The 19166-nt window shown below is 71.6% G+C and carries 20 protein-coding genes, 4 tRNA genes and 1 riboswitch; of the genes, 10 read left to right on the top strand and 14 right to left on the bottom strand.

Annotated elements, in window-relative coordinates; translation table 11 throughout:
- Positions 1–131: 131 nt before the first annotated feature.
- The 7 genes from ribH to QSJ40_RS07835 all read right to left on the bottom strand — a co-directional run bounded on the left by ribH (position 132) and on the right by QSJ40_RS07835 (position 7411).
- Positions 132–611 (bottom strand): 6,7-dimethyl-8-ribityllumazine synthase, encoded by a 480-nt coding sequence (gene ribH / locus QSJ40_RS07805; protein WP_259872614.1) that lies wholly within the window; start codon positions 609–611, stop codon positions 132–134.
- Positions 612–689: 78 nt separating this feature from the next.
- On the bottom strand, positions 690–1349 hold the full coding sequence (locus QSJ40_RS07810; protein ID WP_058872234.1) for a GTP cyclohydrolase II: 660 nt from the start codon (positions 1347–1349) through the stop codon (positions 690–692).
- Positions 1346–2839, bottom strand: coding sequence for a 3,4-dihydroxy-2-butanone-4-phosphate synthase (ribB, locus tag QSJ40_RS07815; protein ID WP_285729972.1), 1494 nt, complete (start codon positions 2837–2839; stop codon positions 1346–1348). The genes QSJ40_RS07810 and ribB overlap by 4 nt, the downstream gene beginning before the upstream one ends.
- Before the next feature lie 127 nt (positions 2840–2966).
- Entirely contained in the window at positions 2967–4061 is a 1095-nt protein-coding gene (gene ribD, locus QSJ40_RS07820; RefSeq protein WP_285729974.1) for a bifunctional diaminohydroxyphosphoribosylaminopyrimidine deaminase/5-amino-6-(5-phosphoribosylamino)uracil reductase RibD, read from the bottom strand.
- Complete coding sequence (pnuC, locus tag QSJ40_RS07825) at positions 4058–4801, bottom strand: nicotinamide riboside transporter PnuC (RefSeq protein ID WP_285729976.1); 744 nt, start codon at positions 4799–4801, stop codon at positions 4058–4060. The genes ribD and pnuC overlap by 4 nt, the downstream gene beginning before the upstream one ends.
- A gap of 190 nt (positions 4802–4991) precedes the next feature.
- Positions 4992–5174: riboswitch (FMN riboswitch) on the bottom strand.
- Positions 5175–5223: 49 nt separating this feature from the next.
- On the bottom strand, positions 5224–5889 hold the full coding sequence (gene rpe / locus QSJ40_RS07830) for a ribulose-phosphate 3-epimerase (RefSeq protein ID WP_024290347.1): 666 nt from the start codon (positions 5887–5889) through the stop codon (positions 5224–5226).
- Between the two features lie 34 nt (positions 5890–5923).
- The gene (locus QSJ40_RS07835) at positions 5924–7411 is read right to left on the bottom strand and encodes an RsmB/NOP family class I SAM-dependent RNA methyltransferase (protein ID WP_352156269.1); all 1488 of its coding nucleotides are present in this window, start codon (positions 7409–7411) and stop codon (positions 5924–5926) included.
- 9 nt (positions 7412–7420) lie between these two features.
- On the opposite strand from QSJ40_RS07835, the gene QSJ40_RS12795 reads away from it, so the two are divergent.
- Complete coding sequence (locus QSJ40_RS12795; protein WP_206390648.1) at positions 7421–7594, top strand: hypothetical protein; 174 nt, start codon at positions 7421–7423, stop codon at positions 7592–7594.
- Between the two features lie 14 nt (positions 7595–7608).
- Here the strand turns inward: QSJ40_RS12795 and fmt are convergent, their stop codons facing one another.
- From fmt to QSJ40_RS07855, 4 genes are all read right to left on the bottom strand, one after another.
- On the bottom strand, positions 7609–8547 hold the full coding sequence (gene fmt, locus QSJ40_RS07840) for a methionyl-tRNA formyltransferase (protein ID WP_285729982.1): 939 nt from the start codon (positions 8545–8547) through the stop codon (positions 7609–7611).
- Between the two features lie 9 nt (positions 8548–8556).
- The gene (def, locus tag QSJ40_RS07845) at positions 8557–9105 is read right to left on the bottom strand and encodes a peptide deformylase (protein WP_058872229.1); all 549 of its coding nucleotides are present in this window, start codon (positions 9103–9105) and stop codon (positions 8557–8559) included.
- A gap of 76 nt (positions 9106–9181) precedes the next feature.
- Positions 9182–10024 carry a cytochrome gene (locus tag QSJ40_RS07850; protein WP_285729984.1) on the bottom strand — a complete coding sequence of 281 codons (843 nt, stop codon included), beginning with the start codon at positions 10022–10024 and terminating at the stop codon, positions 9182–9184.
- A gap of 147 nt (positions 10025–10171) precedes the next feature.
- A tRNA-Val gene (locus tag QSJ40_RS07855) sits at positions 10172–10243 on the bottom strand.
- A 393-nt stretch (positions 10244–10636) separates the two neighbouring features.
- Here QSJ40_RS07855 and QSJ40_RS07860 point away from each other — a divergent pair.
- From QSJ40_RS07860 to QSJ40_RS07875, 4 genes are all read left to right on the top strand, one after another.
- Positions 10637–10709, top strand: a tRNA-Gly gene (locus tag QSJ40_RS07860).
- A gap of 66 nt (positions 10710–10775) precedes the next feature.
- A tRNA-Cys gene (locus QSJ40_RS07865) sits at positions 10776–10846 on the top strand.
- A gap of 35 nt (positions 10847–10881) precedes the next feature.
- Positions 10882–10956 (top strand) — tRNA-Val (locus QSJ40_RS07870).
- A 339-nt stretch (positions 10957–11295) separates the two neighbouring features.
- On the top strand, positions 11296–11463 hold the full coding sequence (locus tag QSJ40_RS07875; RefSeq protein ID WP_081609524.1) for an antitoxin: 168 nt from the start codon (positions 11296–11298) through the stop codon (positions 11461–11463).
- A gap of 168 nt (positions 11464–11631) precedes the next feature.
- Here the strand turns inward: QSJ40_RS07875 and zapE are convergent, their stop codons facing one another.
- The gene (gene zapE / locus QSJ40_RS07880; RefSeq protein ID WP_285729987.1) at positions 11632–12696 is read right to left on the bottom strand and encodes a cell division protein ZapE; all 1065 of its coding nucleotides are present in this window, start codon (positions 12694–12696) and stop codon (positions 11632–11634) included.
- Between the two features lie 195 nt (positions 12697–12891).
- Here zapE and QSJ40_RS07885 point away from each other — a divergent pair, with 195 nt between their 5' ends.
- Positions 12892–13803 carry a sulfurtransferase gene (locus QSJ40_RS07885; RefSeq protein WP_285729989.1) on the top strand — a complete coding sequence of 304 codons (912 nt, stop codon included), beginning with the start codon at positions 12892–12894 and terminating at the stop codon, positions 13801–13803.
- Positions 13800–14267: a SufE family protein gene (locus QSJ40_RS07890; protein WP_285729991.1), complete on the top strand. Its 468-nt coding sequence runs from the start codon at positions 13800–13802 to the stop codon at positions 14265–14267. Before QSJ40_RS07885 ends, QSJ40_RS07890 begins: the two co-directional genes overlap by 4 nt.
- A gap of 119 nt (positions 14268–14386) precedes the next feature.
- Here QSJ40_RS07890 and QSJ40_RS07895 read toward each other — a convergent pair whose 3' ends face one another.
- Complete coding sequence (locus tag QSJ40_RS07895; RefSeq protein ID WP_285729993.1) at positions 14387–15793, bottom strand: alpha/beta hydrolase family protein; 1407 nt, start codon at positions 15791–15793, stop codon at positions 14387–14389.
- 132 nt (positions 15794–15925) lie between these two features.
- Between QSJ40_RS07895 and msrB the strand changes: the two genes are divergently transcribed.
- From msrB to QSJ40_RS07910, 3 genes are all read left to right on the top strand, one after another.
- Entirely contained in the window at positions 15926–16459 is a 534-nt protein-coding gene (gene msrB, locus QSJ40_RS07900; RefSeq protein ID WP_285843720.1) for a peptide-methionine (R)-S-oxide reductase MsrB, read from the top strand.
- 153 nt (positions 16460–16612) lie between these two features.
- Positions 16613–17209 carry a DUF3000 domain-containing protein gene (locus QSJ40_RS07905; RefSeq protein WP_006214901.1) on the top strand — a complete coding sequence of 199 codons (597 nt, stop codon included), beginning with the start codon at positions 16613–16615 and terminating at the stop codon, positions 17207–17209.
- Positions 17210–17280: 71 nt separating this feature from the next.
- Positions 17281–18588 carry an HRDC domain-containing protein gene (locus tag QSJ40_RS07910; protein WP_285729996.1) on the top strand — a complete coding sequence of 436 codons (1308 nt, stop codon included), beginning with the start codon at positions 17281–17283 and terminating at the stop codon, positions 18586–18588.
- Between the two features lie 183 nt (positions 18589–18771).
- Here the strand turns inward: QSJ40_RS07910 and QSJ40_RS07915 are convergent, their stop codons facing one another.
- Positions 18772–19116: a YtxH domain-containing protein gene (locus tag QSJ40_RS07915; RefSeq protein ID WP_053447469.1), complete on the bottom strand. Its 345-nt coding sequence runs from the start codon at positions 19114–19116 to the stop codon at positions 18772–18774.
- Between the last annotated feature and the right edge of the window lie 50 nt (positions 19117–19166).

The raw sequence follows: 19166 nt of genomic DNA on the forward strand, positions 1-19166 counted from the left end.
CCGGCCACGGCGATCGCCGTGACCGGGCCCCTGATCTTGGCCGCACTCTGCCGCCTCTCGGCCGGTGTCCTCACCCTGTTTCGGTCGTTGACGCGGAGGCCTCCGCCGTCGAGGGTGACGGCGATTCAGGCTCAGAGGCCCAGCCCGCGCAGCGTGAGGGCGGCATCGACTGCGGCGACGGCCGCGTCGTAGCCCTTGTCCTCGCTCGAACCCTCGAGACCCGCTCGGTCCAGCCCCTGCTGCTCGTCATCGGTGGTCAGCACGCCGAAGCCGATCGGCACCCCCGTGGCCGTCGAGACGTCGGTGAGGCCCATGGTCGCGGCCTGACAGACGTAGTCGAAGTGCGGTGTGCCGCCGCGGATCACGATGCCCAGCGCGACCACAGCATCGAAGGCACCGGCCAGTCGCCGGGCAGCGACCGGCAGCTCGAAGGAGCCGGCCACCCGCACGATCGCGGGGTCCTGGACGCCGGCCTCGGCCAGGGCCCTCTGGGCGCCGCCGAGCAGCCCGTCCATGATCTGCTCGTGCCAGCGCGAGGCCACCACGGCGACCTTCAGCTGCGATCCCTCCAGATCGGATGCCGCCTGGGTGGGTGCTCCGTGTCCGCTCATGATCTCGTCCTCTCCTTCGACGGCTCCGGTGCCGGGGCCGTCATGGTCCTGTGTGGTGGATTCGGTGCCGTCAGTCGTTCAGTCGTCGACGTGCAGGAGCCGGTGCTCCATGCGGTCGCGCTTGGTGGCCAGGTAGTCGTGGTTCTCGGGGCGGGCGGCGACCTCGTGCTGGACCATGTCGGTCACCTCGATGCCCAGGCCTGCCAGCTGCTCGGCCTTGAGGGGGTTGTTGCTCAGCAGGCGGATCCGCTGCAGGCCCAGCTCGTGCAGGATCGTGGCGGCAGCACCCCAGTCGCGGGCCTCGGCCGGCAGGCCCAGCAGCTCATTGGCCTCGACGGTGTCGGCTCCCCCGTCCTGCAGCTGGTACGCGCGCAGCTTGTTCACCAGGCCGATCCCCCGGCCCTCATGACGGCGCAGGTAGACGAGCGTGCCGCCCTCGGCGGCGATCCGCTCCAGGCCCAGGTGCAGCTGGGGCCCGCAGTCGCAGCGGTAGGAGCCGAAGACGTCGCCGGTCAGGCACTCGGAATGCAACCGGACCAGCGGGGCCGTCTCCGATATGTCCTCCCTCTGCCCGGAAGCCGTCAGGCTCAGGTGCTCACCGACGGTGGTGCCGTCGGCATCGGGGATCTGCCAGGCGCGCACGAGGAAGCGGCCCTCGGCCATGGGGATCATGACCGGCTCGGAGGTCGCGAGGACCGGCCGAGGTGCGGTCTCGGCATGCCCTGCCGCCCCTGTCATGCCGTCTCCCGAGTGCGCAGGTGCTGGGCCAGGTCCTCGATGCTGATCAGCGGAAGGCCGTGGCGGCTGGCGAACTCGCGCAGATCGGGCAGGCGCTGCATGGAGCCGTCGTCGTGGACGATCTCGGCGATCACCCCGGCCTGCGGAAGGCCTGCCAGAGTGCACAGGTCGACGGCCGCTTCGGTGTGCCCTCGCCGTTCGAGGACCCCGCCTGCGGCGGCCCGCAGCGGCAGGACGTGGCCCGGGCGGGTCAGGTCTGCGGCGGTGGAGGACGCAGAGGCCAGCACACGGGCGGTCAGCGCGCGGTCCTCGGCGCTGATGCCGGTGCTGACGACCTCGCGGGCATCGCAGGTCACGGTGTAGGCGGTGCCCTTCGCGTCCTCGTTGACCGCGGTCATGGGCGGCAGGCCGAGCTCATCGGCGCGCTCACCGGTCAGCGGGACGCACAGCACGCCCGAGGACCACCGCACGGTGAAGCCCACGAGCTCGGGCTTGGCGTGCACGGCGGCGAAGATCAGATCGCCCTCGTTCTCACGGTCCTCGTCGTCGACCACCACGACGGCCCCGCCATCGCGGACCTGGCGCACCGCCTCTTCGACCGTGTCCAGCGGGATCGGGGTCTGATCCGGGGTCTGGGGTTCGAGGGCCGGATCGGACCACGGCGCCGGGGCCGAGCGGAACGACGACAGCCGTGCGGCGTACTTGGCCATGACATCCGTCTCGAGGTTCACTCGATCCCCGCGGCGCTTCTCGCCCAGGCCGGTGGCCGCCAGGGTGGCCGGGATGAGCCCGATCTCGAACCAGTGCTGATCCAGCTCTGCGGCGCGGCCGGTGCTGAGCGGCCCGGGGCTCACGGCGGTGATCGTCAGCGAGACGCCGTCCACGGCGATGGCGCCCTTCTCCGCGAGCAGCTCAGCGATCTCCACCGGAACGCCGATGCGCAGCGTCTCCCACGTGCCGTGGTCGGTGCGCTCCAGGATCGTGCCGACGGCATCCACATGGCCCTGGACCACGTGCCCGTCCAGGCGGCCATCGGCCGGGGTGCAGCGCTCCAGGTTCACCGCGCTGCCCTCTCGCAGACCGCCCAGGGTGGTGCGGCGCAGGGTCTCGCCCATGACATCGGCCACGAAGCGGCGACGGGGTGCGGCGTCCGCGGTGCCGAGCGTCCCTGGGGCATCGGTCCCGGCTGCTTCCGAACCGGTGGGCGCGTCGGCGTCGACACCCGCGGCGACGGCCGTCGCCGCAGCGTCCACAGCCGACAGCGGCGTGGCGGTGAGGCACACGCCGTCCACGGCCAGCGAGCCGCCCAGGGGCAGATCCTCGAGCACTGAGCCGGCCTCCAGGTGCAGGCGCACCGAGCCGGTGCCTTGGGCGGTCTGCTCGGCGGTGACCGCTTCCTCGCTCAGGCCCTCCGGGCTGGGCGGTCGCCCGGTGCCCACGGGCTCGATCTGCACGATCCTGCCGCGCTCGGCGACGATTCCGGTGAACATCTGCCTCTTCCTTCTCTGCCCCTGCCGGGGCGCCTCTGATCCGGGGTCGCTGTCGCTCTTCCCGGCTGCTGCGGTGGTGCTGGTGCCGTCGGCTGCCGACGATCGGCGCGGAGTGCCGCTGGTGCCGTCAGCCGCCGCCGCTGTTCTCGGACGGGGGCTCCGCTGCCTCTCCGTGCGGCCCGAGCGGCTGCAGCTGCCACAGCAGGTCGGTGCCCTGCCTCGTGATCGGCCCGCCGCCCGCCGGATCCGGGGCGAAGCCCAGCGCCTGGGTGAGACTCGTGCGCCCGGGCAGCTCCACCGAGGGTCGACCACCGCCCAGAACGAGCGGAGCCTGGTAGACGAGCAGCTCATCGACGGCATCGGCGTCCAGGAACGCGCTGATCAGCCCGGCCCCGCCCTCCAGGAGCAGGTGTCCGGCACCGCGGGCGCGCAGCTCGCGCAGCGCCTCGAGAGGGTCGTGAGTGCGCAGCTGGAGGAAGCGGCCGTCCTCGCCGCGCACGGCCGCACGGGCCGGGATCTCGCGGTGCCCGATCACCACGCGCAGCGGCTGCGAGTCGGCCGGGGTGCCGTCGTCCCGTCGGGCGCTCAGGCGCGGGTCGTCGGCCAGGGCGGTGCCGGTGCCGACCGCGATCGCGTCCACGCGGGCGCGCAGCGCGTGGCCGTGTCGGCGGGCCCGCTCCCCGGTGATCCACTGGCTGGTGCCGTCCGCAGCGGCGATGCGCCCGTCCAGCGACTGGGCGATCTTGGCGGTCACGAACGGACGACCTTCGTGCCCCGCCCGGGACCACCGGGCGTTCAGGGCCTGCGACTGCGCGGCCAGCAGCCCGCTGCGCACCTGGACACCGGCGGCGCGGAGGCGCCTGGCTCCCCCGGCACCGGCCTGGGTGTCCTCGACGGCGAAGATCGCCCGCGGGATCCCGGCCTCCAGGATGGCCTGGCTGCACGGACCCGTGCGTCCGGTGTGGTCGCAGGGCTCGAGCGTCACCACGATCGTGGTGTCGAGCAGGTCGGTTCCCGCCGCGCGGGCCTGGGTCAGGACGTCGGCCTCGGCGTGCGGAGTGCCCGCACCCAGATGCCGCCCCACGTGCAGGATCCGACCCTGCGCATCCAGCAGCGCCGCGCCCACGAGCGGATTGGCGCCGCGGGGGCCCTCCAGCGCGGCCTCGAGCGCCCGCTGCATGGCGGCGGTCTCGGCCTCGGTGAACGACGGCTCGACGGTCATCGGCGGGCCTCGTCGTCGGCGGAGCTCAGCCGCACGGTGACGTCGGGGAAGGCGGTCTCGATCTCGACCCCGGAGGGTTCCGTCCCGACAGGGGCGGATCCCTCGCGACGCTGGACCCGCCACCAGATGAAGAACCCGAGAAGAGTGAAGCAGCCGTAGAACACGTACATGAACGCCGAGGCGTAGTAGCCGGCCGAGACGAGCAGAGGCACGCCCACGATGTCCACGGCCACCCACACGAGCCAGAACTCGGTCCATCCGCGAGCCATGCCCCAGGTCGCCACCACGGAGCCCACGAAGATCCAGGCGTCGGCCCACACGGGCTCATAGGAGCCCAGCGCGCGGAACAGCGGCGTGAGCGCCACAGTGCCCAGCACGAGCACGGACACGAGCAGGATCCGCTCGCGTCCGGAGGCCCAGCCCGGGGAGACGGCCACGCCGTCGCCGGTGCGGGCCCGGCGCCACTGCACCCAGCCGTAGACGGCCACGATGATGAACATGACCTGGCGGCCTGCCTGCCCCAGCAGGTTCACGGGGTTCGGCGATCCGAAGACGGCGCCCAGGAAGACGGTGAGCAGCAGCAGATTGCCGACGATGCCGATGGGCCAGGCCCAGACCTTCCGGCGCATCCCGCCGAAGGCCGAGAGCAGGCCGAAGACGTTGCCGATGACCTCGCGCCACAGCAGGAAGCCGTCGCCGATGCGCAGCTGCGCGTTGAACAGCTGCTCGAAGATCTCCACCGTGATGCCTCCCGGGCCGATCTGGCGGGCCGGGGTCCCGGTCCGCTGCGGGGGCCGATCCTGTGGGATCGGCGCGGCACGGATGTCCGGGAGGCGGACGGGAGGACGTGAGGCCGATGACGACTCAGCCCATGGGCGCACGGCACGCCGAAGTCGGCGTGCGCGGGCCGCGAGGGCTCAGACGCGATCGACCGTGCTCCTCCCTTCCAGACTGTTCTGTCGGCACTGGAATCTCACCAGTCAGGCCGGGGCCGTGTCGTCGTCGAGGGCCCGGGCCCCCTTGAGGGCGCCGTGCGTTCTCGGCGACGACGACGGTCACCGGTTAGCGGGCTGTCACCGCCGGCTCGGAATTCCACCGATCTCGGAGCACGTCGTGTCGTGGGCCCGATTATGGCACGCGGCGGCCCGGGTCCGCGGACGCGTCAGCCCTGGGCGGAGCGGGAGGCCTGGCGCAGAGCAGCGATCGCGGCCTGCGGGTCGTCCTTGCCGTACACGGCGGAGCCGGCCACGAAGACATCCGCCCCGGCCTCGGCGGCGCGCTCGATGGTCTCCATCGAGACGCCGCCGTCGACCTGCAGGGCGACCTCGCCGCCGCCGGCGCGGATGGCCTCGGCGGCGCGACGGATCTTGGGCAGGGTCACGTCCAGGAAGCTCTGGCCGCCGAAGCCCGGCTCCACCGTCATCACCAGGAGCATGTCGATCTCGGTGAGCATGTCCAGGTAGGGCTCCACCGGTGTGGCGGGGCGCAGGGCCAGCCCGGCCTTGGAGCCGGCGCCGCGCAGCTCACGGGCCAGGCGGATGGGGGCGCGGGCGGCCTCGGCGTGGAAGGTCACCGACGCGCAGCCGGCCTCGGCGTAGCCAGGGGCCCAGCGATCGGCGTCCTCGATCATCAGGTGGATGTCCAGTGGCACCGGGGACACCTCCTGCAGCCGCTCGACCACCGGCAGGCCCAGGGTCAGGTTCGGCACGAAGCGGTTGTCCATGACGTCGATGTGCGCGGCGTCCGCGGTGGAGATCCGCTGCAGCTCAGCCTCCAGGTTGGCGAAATCCGCGGAGAGCACGGACGGGTGGATGCAGCAGCGGGACATGTCTCCTCCTGGAGCCTCGGGTGTGTCCTCGACCTTAGGAGGTCTTGGTGAACAGGGCCATGAACATGGCATCGGTTCCGTGCACGTGCGGCCACAGCTGCACGGTCCGCGCGCCGTCCGCCATGGACTCCCCCGCCGGATGCGGGTTCGACGGATCCGCTTCGCCCTCGAGGGCACCGGGAAGAGCCGCAGCGCGCGCCGGCTCGGCGGCGTCGATCAGACGCAGATCGGAACGGGCGCGCAGCAGGTCGTCGACGGCCACGACCGTCTCGGCCGCATGCGGAGAGCAGGTGGCGTAGAGCAGCAGCCCGCCGGGGCGCAGGGCCTCGGCTGCGGCCAGCAGCAGCTGAGCCTGCAGCCGGGTCAGATCGGCCAGGTCCGAGGGACGACGGCGCCAGCGCGCTTCCGGACGGCGACGCAGCGCGCCCAGACCGGTGCAGGGGGCGTCGACGAGGATGCGGTCGAAGCCCTCGGCGGCCACGTAGCGATCGGGCTGCTCCAGCACCGAGGCGATGTCGCGGCCGTCGCCCCAGCGGATCTGCCAGGCCTCCTCGGGCAGCACGGCCAGGGCATCGTCGACCAGACGGGCGCGGTGCTCGGAGACCTCGTTGGCCAGCAGGGTGGCCCCGTTCTGCTGGGCCAGTGCGGCCAGCAGAGCGGCCTTGCCGCCGGGGCCGGCGCACAGGTCGAGCCAGTGCTCCCCCTCCTCCACGGGCCGTGCCGCGACGAGAGTGCGGGCCACGAGCTGGGAGCCCGAGTCCTGGACGCGGATCCCGCCGGTGCGCACTCCGGCGCGCCGGTGGAGATCGCCGCCGCCGCTGATCGCGGAGTCCGGGGTCAGCGGACCGGGCTCGGCGCCGTCGTCGAGCTCCTCCTGGATATGTCCCAGTCCCGGAAGCGCCACGAGCTGGACGGAGGGCGGCTCGTTATCCGCCTCGAGCAGAGCCTCGATCTCCTCCGGGCTGCGCCCGTGGGCGCTCAGCGCCTGGCTCATGGCGCGCACGATCCATTCGGGATGCGCGTGGGCGGTGGCCAGGCGCTGCCAGGCAGTCGAGCCCTCGTTCAGCTCGGCGATCCACTGCTCCAGCGGGGCGGCCGCGACCTTCCGCAGCACCGCGTTGACCAGGCCCGACGGGCCCGCGCCGATCTCGGCGCGGGTCAGCCCGACCGTCTGATCGATCGCCGCGTGATCCGGCACGCGCATGGCCAGCAGCTGGTGCACGCCCAGGCGCAGGACGTCGACCACCGGGGCGTCGAGCTGCTCGAGGGGCCGCTCCACGCAGCGCTGCAGGATCGCATCCCACGTGCCCTGATGCCGCAGCGCCCCGTAGGCGAGCTCGGTCGCGAAGCCGGCGTCGCGACGGTCCAGGCGCTGCTCCCGGATCTGCTGCGGAAGCACCAGGTTGCCGTAGGCGTCGTTCTCGGAGACCTCGCGCAGGGTCCGGTAGGCCGCCAGGCGCGCCGGGTCGGCCTGACGGGAGCGCTGCGACGGCGCAGAGGCCGAGTACGAGCGCTGATCCATTGAGCGGCGATGGCGCTGGCGTCCGGCCTGGTCGCGGCGGTCCTCGCCGCGCTGCCGACCGCCCGAGCCGCCGCCTGCACGGCCTCCGGCACCGCGGCCGGCACCGGGCCCGCCGCCACGGCGCCCGCCCTGGCCGGCTCCGCCGCGCGACGCTCCTCCGCGGCCCGAGCCGCGCTGTCCTGACTCATCCGCCGGGCTCATGCGAACACCGTCCTCGTGGTCTCGTCGTCGGCGCGGCCGAGCCGGCCGCGGGCCCAGTCGCCGGCATCCATGGCCTGCTTGCCCGCTGGCTGCACGCGCAGCAGCTCGAGGGCGTGGGTTCCGGTGCCCGTCAGGACGCGGCCGTCGCGCAGCTGCACCTGTCCCGGGGCCAGATCGGTGTGCTCGGGAGTTTCGCGCACACCGGCCACGATCTTGAAGCGCTGGGCGTCGAGCTCGGTCCACGGTCCAGGCTCAGGGGTGGTGCCGCGCACCAGGCGCGCGATCTCTGCTGCCGGATGCTGCCAGTCGATGCGGCTGTCCGCGGTGGACAGCTTGGGCGCCATGGTTGCCTCCCCCTGCTGCGGGACGGGCTGCTCGCCGCGCTCCAGGCGCTGCAGGGCCTCCAGCAGCAGCGGCGCGGTCTCGTGCGACATCCGCTCGAGCAGCGAGCCGGCCACGTCGTCGTCGTGCAGCTGCGTGCGCGCGGTGCCCAGCAGCGGTCCGGTGTCCATGCCCTCGTCGAGCAGGAAGGCGGAGGCGCCGAGCTCGGCGTCGCCGTGGATGAGCGAGTGCTGCACTGGTGCGGCTCCGCGCCAGCGCGGCAGCAGGGAGAAGTGGAGGTTGACCCAGCCCAGCGGCAGGGCCTCCAGCGCCGGGCGCTTGAGCAGCGCGCCGTAGGCCACGATGGCCCCGGCCTGCGCGCCGGTGGAACGCAGCTGCTCGACGACCTCGTCGTCGACCCGATTGGCCTTCAGCACGGGCAGACCGAGCCGCTCGGCGGCTGCGGCCACCGGCGACGGGGTCAGCACCTTCTTGCGTCCCACGGGGGCGTCGGTGCGGGTGAGCACCGCTGCGATCTCGATCCCCTCGGCCGCAGCCAGGTGCTCGAGCGGCGCCACTGCGGGTTCGGGCGTTCCTGCGTAGATGATTCTCACGGTGCCTCCTCAGCCTCCGAAGCTCGAGCCCAGGGTGCCGGCGCGCTCCTGGCGGACCTCGGCGACGGTGCGGGCGTAGTCCTCGGCGCGGATCCGCCGCCACGCCTCGCGGCGGGCCTCGCCCTCCAGGCGGTTGACGTACAGGGTGCCCTGCAGGTGATCGTGCTCGTGCTGGAAGCAGCGCGCCAGCAGGCCTGTGGCCTCGGCCTCGTGCTCCTGGCCGTGCTCGTCGAGTCCGCTCACGCGCGCCCGCTGCCGGCGCGGGGTGTCGAAGCCCAGCCCCGGCACGGACAGGCAGCCCTCGCCGCCCTCCTGCATCTCATCCCCCAGCTCGATGCTCGGGTTGATGAAGACCCCGGAGTCCTCGCCGATCTCGTAGACGAAGATCTGCAGGCCCACGCCGATCTGCGGGGCGGCCAGGCCCACTCCCTCCACATCGCGCATGGTCTCGAACATGTCGGCCACCAGTGTGCGCAGATCATCGTCGAAGCGCCTGACCGGGTCGGCGGCGGAGCGCAGGATCGGATCCCCGATCGTGCGGATCGGACGGACGGACATCGGAGGCTCCTCCAAATGGGACGAGAGGGTGGGGTGCTTGCTGGGCGGTCGCGGCCGGCGGACGACGTACGCCGGCTCAGGCCGGCGGCGGCGGGACGGGGCGCAGCTGCGACGGGCCCCGATCCAGCTTGGTCTGATGGGCCCACAGCCGGCGCAGCGAGCAGAACTTGTGCCAGTGCGCCTCGAGGACCTCGGGTGCGGCCTGCTGGGCGGAGACCTCTGTCTCCCCCACGGCCACGCCGAGCAGCAGGTCGGCCGCACCGAACTTCCAGGGCTCCCAGGTGCCGGCCTGAGCGTCGAGCAGCTGCTCCTCGGCCTTCAGACCCGCCACGAGCTGGGTCACGACCTTGGCATCCATGGGCTTGACCCGACCGGAGCGGTCGGTGCCCTTGGTCTTGTAGTCGATCAGGCAGACCTTGCCGCCGATGCGCGCGACCAGATCCAGCGTCCCGGCGTAGCCGACCGTGGCGTTCCAGACCGTGATCTCGGCGGCCAGCGGCTCCGGGCGGTAGAGCTGCCACCACTCGTCGAAGCGATCCGCGTAGGCGCGCTCGCCGTGCGAGGCCAGGACCTCCCGCGCCTCCTCGACCCGGGACTCCAGACCCATGGCGCGCAGAGCGGTCTGCTCGGCGTAGTCGTGGACCCGGTCTCCGCGCAGGGCCGATTCGTCGCGGTGGCGTTCGGCGGCTCCGGCGGCGTCGCGGGCGATCTGGCGCAGCTTGGGCGCGGAGCCGATGGACTGCGGGAGACGATCGTCGGTGATCACGGCCTGTGCGGCCGACCAGCCGTGCCAGCCGCCCAGGTCCAGGGCCGCGCAGCTGAGCACAGTGGTGATCGAGGGGACCTCGGGCTGCCCGGACTCCGAGCGGGCGTACATCCGCCCGTGCTCGGTTTGGCGCGCCAGTCGCGGCTGGGTCATGCGGAGGCTCCCTCCTGGGCGTCCTCATGGGTGGGCTATCCCCCCGCGGATCCGGGAGCACGGCGACCTCGAGGAGGCAGGACGACGGTCTTCATGCAGAAGGCCCCGGCCGGTGGAACCGGACGGGGCCTTCTGGTCGATCTTCCGTGCGCGATACTGGGATCGAACCAGTGACCTCTTCGGTGTGAACGAAGCGCGCTACCGCTGCGCTAATCGCGCCTTTCGACCTGTAAACCATAGCGCACCCTGACGCGGCTCGCCAATTCGGCCTCGCCGGCACCTGGTCGCGCCCCTGCTATCGCCGTTCGCGCGCTCGCGCAAGCAGTAGCGATCCGGGGCCTGGGCCTCAGACAAGCAGACACCCAAGCCTCCAGTGACGTGCGAGCTGTCTTGCACCCCCGTCGGACCAGGGCACTGGAGCCGATTTGCACGGCGCGATCCAGGTGGCCTAATGTCTACGCCTGTCGGAACGGCGAGCAGCCCGAAGGACGCGGAGCGAGAGCTCTGCGCATCGGACTGGACGCACTGTCCGCAGCCGAGGCGCCGAGCATGAGCTCGGAAAAGGCTGTGATACAGTTTCCGATCGAACGTCAGCCGAAAGGCCGATGATTCGCGGTTGTAGCTCAGCTGGTAGAGCATCACCTTGCCATGGTGAGGGTCGCGGGTTCGACTCCCGTCAACCGCTCGGAGAGCATCATCTTCGGATGGATGCGATCAATGAGAAGGCCAGGTCCGCAAGGACACAGGTCCCGGTGGGGTGGCCGAGTGGTTAGGCAGCGGCCTGCAAAGCCGTCTACGCGGGTTCGAATCCCGTCTCCACCTCGGTTCCCACCAAGCTCGCTCCCCCGGGAGCATGAGCGCGATTGGCGCAGCGGTAGCGCGCTTCCCTGACACGGAAGAGGTCACTGGTTCGATCCCAGTATCGCGCACCACCTCAGAAGGCCCCGACTGAAGCTTCAGTCGGGGCCTTCGTCGTCCCCTCAGCCGCTCCGCGTCTCCACCTCCCCCGCCCCCGCGCCGAGTGGATGCTCAGTTGCGCTATCGGGGCCCTCAACGCAAGTGGGGATCCACTCGGCCTCGGGGCGGGGTGTGAGGAAGGCGCGGCAGTGATGTGCGGCGAGGAGAGGCGGTGGGTGGAGGCCGCAGGGAGGGGCTGCGGAGGGGCTCGCGGCGGTCTGCGACTCGCCGTGCACGCGTGAATGGTGACGAAACGGCCCTCGGCAGAGGAGAGTATGCGATGTCAGATGACATCGATGCGAGAGGAGACCATTATGGTGGATCTCGGAGGAATGGCAGACAAGGCCAAGCAGGCTGCTTCGGATAACCCCGAGGCCGTCGACAAGGCAGCTGACACGGCCAACGACAAGACCGGCGGCCAGCACGAGGACCAGATCAACTCCGCCAAGGACAAGCTCACTGGCGGAAACGACGACAACTGATCCACGGATCAGCAGTCGACCGGCCCGCAAGGGCCGGCCCTCATGCGCCTGGGGGGCGGCACCATCACGGTGCCGCCCCCCAGTGCATCTGCAGATGCTCGCATCCCAGCCGGGGTCCTCCGGCCGGCATCGGACGACCGGACGACGACGGTCGAGCCCTCAGCCGCGTCAGGCCGAGGGCTGCTCCGGCATCTGCCCCTCGCGGGCCAGGGCCGTCAGTCGCGAGACGGCTCGCGAGTACTTCTTCTGGTAGCCGCCGGCCATCATCTCCGGGGTGAAGATCTGATCGAAGGCCACGCCCGAGCTGATGATCGGCAGGTCACGGTCGTAGAGGCGGTCGGCCAGCACGACCAGACGCAGAGCCAGGGCCTGCTCGTCGACCGTGCGCACGCCGCGCCACACGATGCCGTCGAGGCCCTGGACCATGGCCCGGTAGCGCGACGGGTGCACGCGGATCAGGTGCTCCAGGATGTCCTCGAAGTCGTCGACCGCGATGGTCTCGTCGTCCGGGAAGCGCTGCGCGGCGGCCGCCTCGAGCTGGTCGTCCGCCAGCGGCGCGGGTGCCTCGGGCAGGCCGCGGTGGCGGAAGTCCTCGCCGTCGATGCGCAGGACGTCGAACTGATCGGAGAGCACCTGGATCTCGCGCTGGAAGTCCTGCGCGGCGAAGCGGCCCTCCCCCAGCGAACCGGGCAGCGTATTGGAGGTCGCGGCCAGGCGCACCCCAGCATCCGAGAGCTCCCGCATCAGCCGGGACATCAGGACGGTGTCGCCGGGATCGTCGAGCTCGAACTCGTCGATGCACACCAGCGCATAGCCGCTCAGTGCCTCGACCGTCTTGCGGAAGGTCAGAGCGCCGACCAGGTTCGTGTACTCCACGAAGGTGCCGAAGGACTTCGGCCCCGGGGAGTCGTGCCACAGCGAGGCCAGCAGGTGCGTCTTGCCCACGCCGAAGCCGCCGTCGAGGTAGATGCCCTGGGCCGCCGTCTGCTTCTGCCCGCCGCCGAACATGCGCGAGAGGAAGCCGCCGCTCTTCTTCTGGGAGGGCGCCTGGATCGAGGCGGCGAAGCGCTTGAGCACCTCGACGGCCTCCGCCTGCGAGGGCTGCGAGGGGTCCGGGCGGTAGGTGTCGAAGGAGACCTCGCCGAAGCGCTCCGAGGGGCGGAAGCCCTCGAGCAGCTGCTCCGCGGAGACGGACGGTGCGCGCTCGGACAGGCGCTCGATCTTGGGACTCACAAAGGACCTCTTCAGGTGCGACCGGTGGGGGCGCGACCGAGCCTACCGGCAGGCGAGCCGCTGCGGTTCGCCCGTCGCGCACATGGCCCGCGGGCCGGCTCGACCGCGCAGGCCCGTAGGTAGAGTGGAACCAGATCCCTCGAGGCCGGCCCCAGCGATCGGGGCCGCCCCCTACGACCCTTCTGGAGGACGCACATGGCTGTCGATCCCGACACCACCGACCCCAAGTTCGCCGAATACGCCCACCCCGAGCGCCTGGTCTCCACCGAGTGGGTGGCCCAGCACCTCGAAGATCCGCAGGTCGTCATCGTGGAGTCGGACGAGGACGTGCTGCTCTACGAGACCGGCCACATCCCGGACGCAGTGAAGGTCGACTGGCACACCGAGCTCAACCAGCAGGCCGTGCGCGACTACCTGGGCGGGCAGCAGTTCGCTGAGCTGATGAGCGCCAAGGGCATCTCGCGCGAGCAGACGATCGTGGTATACGGCGACAAGTCCAACTGGTGGGCCGCCTACGCCCTGTGGGTCTTCAGCCTCTTCGGCCACCAGGACGTGCGCCTGATGGACGGCGGCCGCGACAAGTGGATCGCCGAGGGCCGCGAACTGTCCACCGAGACCCCGTCGCGCAAGCGCACCGACTACCCCGTCGTCGAGCGCGACGACTCCCGCATCCGCGCCTTCCGTCAGGACGTCCTGGACGAGATCGGGCGCACTCCCCTGGTGGATGTCCGCTCGGCCCCGGAATACACGGGCGAGCGCACGCACATGGCCGACTACCCGCAGGAGGGCGTGCTGCGCGGCGGCCACATCCCCACCGCGGCCTCCGTCCCGTGGGCGCGCGCCGCCGCCGAGGACTCGACCTTCAAGACCCGCCCGGAGCTCGAGGCGATCTACCGCGACGAGATCGGGCTGGATCCGCAGGAGCCGGTCATCGCCTACTGCCGCATCGGCGAGCGCTCCTCCCACACCTGGTTCGTGCTCGAGCACCTGCTGGGCTACCCGCAGGTGCGCAACTACGACGGCTCCTGGACCGAGTGGGGCAACTCCGTCGGTCTGCCCGTCGTGATGGGCGAGAAGCGCGGCGAGGCTCCGGAGGCCCGTCGATGAGCGGGGCGGATGCGAACATCCCGGAGTCCGTGCAGGAGCTGATCGAGGACTTCCACGCCGTTCCGGACGCGGATCGCCTCCAGCTGCTGCTCGAGTTCTCCCGCTCCCTGCCGGATCTGCCGGAGCGCTACGGGGAGCATCCCGAGCAGCTCGAGCAGGTCGTGGAGTGCCAGTCGCCGCTGTTCCTGACGGTCGAATGGGATGACCAGGCGGAGACCGGCGACGACGAGACTCCCGTGCGCCTGTTCTTCTCCGCGCCTCGGGAGGCGCCGACGACCCGCGGCTTCGCCTCGATCCTGCACGAGGGGCTCGACGGCCTGCCGGCGGCGCAGATCCGGGATCTGCCCGGCGATCTCACGGAGCGCTTCGGGCTGACGCAGCTGGTCTCGCCGCTGCGCATGCGGGGCATGTCCGCCATGCTGGATCGCATCCGTCGTCAGATCGCGTACCTGCCGCGCGGCTGACTTCTCGCACGCTGCATGAGCAGCTGGACCCGCCCGTCGTGGTCCGAGCAGCTGACGCCCCCGTCCCCGCTTCCGGGCCGACGGGGGCGTCGTCGTGTGCACTGCCAGCGTGGGCCGGCTCAGCCGTGCAGGTCGGGCAGAACCCGTTGCGCCCACGAGAGCACGGAGGACTCCCACCTCTGCGGGTCCACGTTCCACTCCTTGGTGTGACGGGCGCGTTCGAAGCCCACCATCTCGACCCGGTCGTTGAGCTCGGCCAGGCGCGTGGAAGCAGTGTCGGGGACGAACTCATCGTCCGCCGAGTGCAGGATCAGCGTGGGCGTCTGCAGCTGATCGGCCCGGGTGATCCAGTCCAGGGACCCCAGATCGAGCGGCGCCGCCAGCCCCGTGAGCCACAGCCCGCGCGGCGAGGTGATCAGGGACTGCGCCATGGTGGTGATCGCTGAGGGGATGTGTCGCGAGGCCGTGTGGTGGGTGAACAGCGTGAACCAGTCCACGACCGGCCCGGTGAGGACCATCCCCGCGATATCCGCCCGGTAGATCGACAGGTCCGCGGTCTGCAGGCAGATCGCCCCGCCCATGGACCAGCCGAACAGCACGATCCTGGTGGCTCCGCGCAGCTTGGCGTAGGAGATCGCCAGCTGGACGTCCTTCCACTCCGTGAAGCCCAGGCCGTAGCGCCCGTCCGGGGAGGCGGGGGCCTCGCGGTCGTTGCGGTAGGAGATCAGCAGGGAGGTCAGCCCCATACGCTGCGCGGTGTCCAGGGCTCGGATGGCCTCCATGCGCTGTGCGCCGCGGCCGTGGACCATGATCGCCCAGGGTCCCGGCAGCTGCTGGGCGGCGGGATCCTCGGCTGCCGCGTGCGCGGCTTCGTGCTGCGCGTCGTCGCGGCGATTCTGACGGGCCGTCGTGGAGTGCTCGGCCGCCCTCTGCGGATCCCGCTCCTGCCCCGCCGGGACCACCCAGCAGGGTGCCGCGCCCATCTCCATGGGCAGCTCGACCTCGTGGAAGCGGTATCCGGCCGCGGCGGGGTCCGGGTAGACCGTCCCGGCCCACCAGCCGCGCGAAGCCGCCGAGAGGTCGCCGCTGTAGACCTCCTGGACCTCCCGCACGACCTCGCCGGCGGCCGGTGACCAGGAGAGGATCTCGCCGATGCGGGCGTGGCCCTCTCCCCCGCCGAAGCGCAGGCTGTAGACGCCGTCGACGGTGGTCTCCACCGTAGCCGCCAGGCGCACCTCTCCGGCTCCGGGCAGGGCATCAGGATGGGCCTGGCGGTCCACGGGGGTGTACTCGTGGATGCTCAGGTCCTCGGAGCGGTACCGGGGCGGCACGACGACCTGACGCGCCACGTAGGCGGCGATCGCCGAGGAGACGCCGAAGGACAGCGACGCCGCCCCGACCGTCAGCGCCGTGCCCGCCACGGCTCCGCGGGCCCACACCGACGACGACTCCCGCGGCTGCCCGCGCAGGGCGGCAAGCGGACGTGATCGGGCGGAACGAGACGACGAGCGCACGGATTCGGGCATATTCATATTCTGTCATGCGCACCTCGGCGTCCGCCGGGAGCGACGGCCCCGCCATGTGCTCCGTGGCCCTTGTGGCGGCGAGAATATCCGAGGCCCGTGCGCTGTTGTCCCCATGAGGCCCCGGTCGCACTGATGCGCCCGAGCGGGCCGCCACGACATCGAGGCGAGGAGGACACCGTGTCCGAGCAGACCACCGATCCGCGCAGCACCGACCCGCAGACCGAGGAAGGCCAGAGCGCGCCCAGCGTGCAGCGCACCGAGGACGAGTGGCGCGCCGTGCTCAGCCCCCAGGAGTTCCACGTCCTGCGCGAGGCCGGCACCGAGCGGCCCTTCACCGGCGAGTACTGGGACACCGAGACCGAGGGCGTCTACTCCTGCCGGGCCTGCGGCGCGGAGCTGTTCCGCTCGGAGACCAAGTTCGGCTCGCACTGCGGATGGCCGTCGTTCTTCGCGCCGCTGGCCGAGGACCGCGTGCGCTACATCCGCGACTCGTCGCTGGGCATGGAGCGCGTGGAGGTGCGGTGCGCGGCCTGCGACTCCCATCTGGGCCATCTCTTCGCGGGCGAGGGCTACCCCACGCCCACGGACCTGCGCTACTGCATCAACTCGCTGTCCATGCGCCTGGAGCCGGCACAGGGCACCGGGGAGGCGGGCACACAGTCGTGAGGCCCTACGCCTGCCGAGCAGCCGTCGCGGCTGCGTCGCGCGGGTGCTCAGGGCCGCGCCGGATCCGGCCTCATGTCGGGAGCGCGTCATCGCTGCGCAACGGACGGCGTGGCAGGCCCGATCGCGAGGTGAGGCGGGCCTAGGCTGGGCCTCGTGACAGCTCAGAGCGATCTGGTCGGAAGGTTCCCACGAGCAGCGGCATCGCTGCGTCGTGCCCAGTGCCGACCGGAGATCGAGCTCGTCGAGATCTCGGCGCCCACTCCCCGAGCCGCCGATTCGGTGGCCTTCTCGGCCACCGTGCTCGAGCCCGTGTCGGCGCATCCCAGCTCCCAGGGCTCCGCTGAAGACGCCCGCGAGCTGGCCACCGGCCGCTTCCTGCTCATCCACGCCCCGGACCGCGGCGCCGAGTGGGGAGACGCCTTCCGCATCGTGACCTATGTGAAGGCGGAGGTCGAGCGCGAGCTGGGCCACGACGAGATGCTCGCCCAGGTCGCCTGGAGCTGGCTGCTCGAGGCACTGGATCGCAGCGGCGCGCAGTACATCCGGGAGGGCGGCACGGCCTCACGGGTGCTCTCCGAGGGCTTCGGCCAGCTGGCCGACACAGAGGAGTACATCGACGTCGAGCTGCGGGCCTCCTGGACGCCTCGCGGCGAGGACCTCTCCGTGCACCTGGAGGCCTGGGCGGACATGGTCTGCACGTTCGCCGGCCTGCCGCCGGTGACCGAGTCGGTCACCGTCCTGCGGCGCTGACCCCCACGGCAGCCGCGAGCACACCGGCCACCCCCGAACCATCCGAGCAGCAAGAGGATCTGACAGCCGCAGTGAGCAGCACGAGCCCCTCCCAGCATCCGAGCCCCACCGTCGTCGAGGGCTTCGAGGAATTCGAGATCCCCGACTCCGTCTTCCTGGATCAGCCCATGGACGGCCTGCCCCCGCTGGTGGACACGACCCGGCGCCTCGAGCTGGCCGCCGAGCAGCTCAGCGAGGGCACCGGCCCCGTGGCCCTGGACACCGAGCGGGCCAGCGGCTTCCGCTACGGCCAGCGCGCCTTCCTGGTCCAGCTGCGCCGCGAGGGCACCGGCACCGTGCTCATCGACCCCGAGGCCACCGGATCGCTGGCGATCATCGACGAGGCACTGCGCGGCACCGAATGGGTCCTGCACGCCGCCACGCAGGACCTGCCCTGCCTGCGCGAGCTGAACATGCACCCCGACGCCCTGTTCGACACCGAGCTCGGCGGACGCATCGCCGGGCTGAGCCGTGTGGGGCTGGCCGCAGAGACGGAGGAGCTGCTCGGCTTCACGATGGCCAAGGAGCACTCGGCGGTGGACTGGTCCACCCGCCCCCTGCCGGAGCCGTGGCTGACCTACGCCGCCCTGGACGTCGAGGTCCTGGTCCAGCTGCGCTACGCCATGGAGGAGCTGCTGCGCTCCCAGGGCAAGCTCGAATGGGCGCTCGAGGAGTTCGAGGCCGTGCGCACAGCACCGCCCGCCGCCCCGCGCAAGGATCCGTGGCGGCGCACCTCCGGGATCACCAAGATCCGCGGACGACGCCAGCTCACCGCCCTGCGCAACCTGTGGACCGAGCGCGAGGAGCTCGCCCGCCACAAGGACATCTCTCCAGGGAGGCTGCTGCCAGACTCCGCCCTGGTCGCAGTGGCCCAGGCCATGCCCCGCTCCGTGCCGCAGCTGCTGCGCACGCCGGGCTTCCACGGCCGCGCCGCCTCCAAGGAGGCACCGCGCTGGCTGCGTGCCCTCTCGGAGGCCCGCCAGGCCGAGGAGCTGGTCCCCCAGTCGGTCTCCTCCGACTCCCTGCCGCCGGTGAAGTCCTGGACCGTGAAGCGACCGGCCGCCGCCGAGCGCCTGCGCACGTTGAAGCCCGCGGTGGCCGAGCGCGCCGCCGAGCTGGGGATGCCCACCGAGAACCTCGTGGTCCCCGAGCACCTGCGCCGGTTCAGCTGGGATCCCCCGGCCTCGGCCGAGCTCGAGCAGATCGCCGAGCGGCTCGCCGAGATCGGCGCCCGTCGGTGGCAGATCGACAACGTGGCCCCGACCCTCCAGAAGGCGCTGCGCCTGCCCCGCCCCGAGCAGCACGACGACGCCGGCAACGCCGACGCAGCCGCGAGCTGAGCCCGGCCCACGAGGAGTCGCAGCGGCAGGCCATCATCGGCCGATGGTCTGCGGCAGCGACTCCTCGCTGAGGATCCGTCCCCGGGCGCTGGCCCGAGACGGACGAAGGAGCCGCCGAGATCGCATCTCGGCGGCTCCTTCTCGTGTGCGCGGCGGCTTCCTCGGCGAGGACGCCTCACCGGCTCAGATGTGCTTGGTCTCCGGGGAGTTGGTGGAGGCCGTCAGGTTGCCGGTGGTGTCGCTCTGGGACGAGCCCTTGGCCTTGTCGGCGGCGCTGGAGGCCGTCTGCTTGGCCTTGTCGGCGGCGTTGGAAGCGGTCTCCTTGGCCTTCTCGGCCACGACCGGCGCCTGCTCCTGCACGGTGGCCTTGGCCTTCTCGGCGCCCTCGGAGACCTTGCGGCGGACCTCCGGGTCGTTGGTCACGCCCAGGACCTGGGACTTGATCTGATCGAACGGCTCGCGACCGGCAGCCGAGCCGGCGACGAAGCCGATGGCCAGACCCGCCACGAAGATGGCCTTCTTGAACATGTCTCTTGCCTCTCGTCGTGTCACGGGCCTCATCGCCCGCGTTCTGCTGC

The organism is Kocuria sp. NBRC 114282, assembly GCF_030268385.1.
Taxonomy (GTDB): Bacteria; Actinomycetota; Actinomycetes; order Actinomycetales; family Micrococcaceae; genus Kocuria; species Kocuria palustris.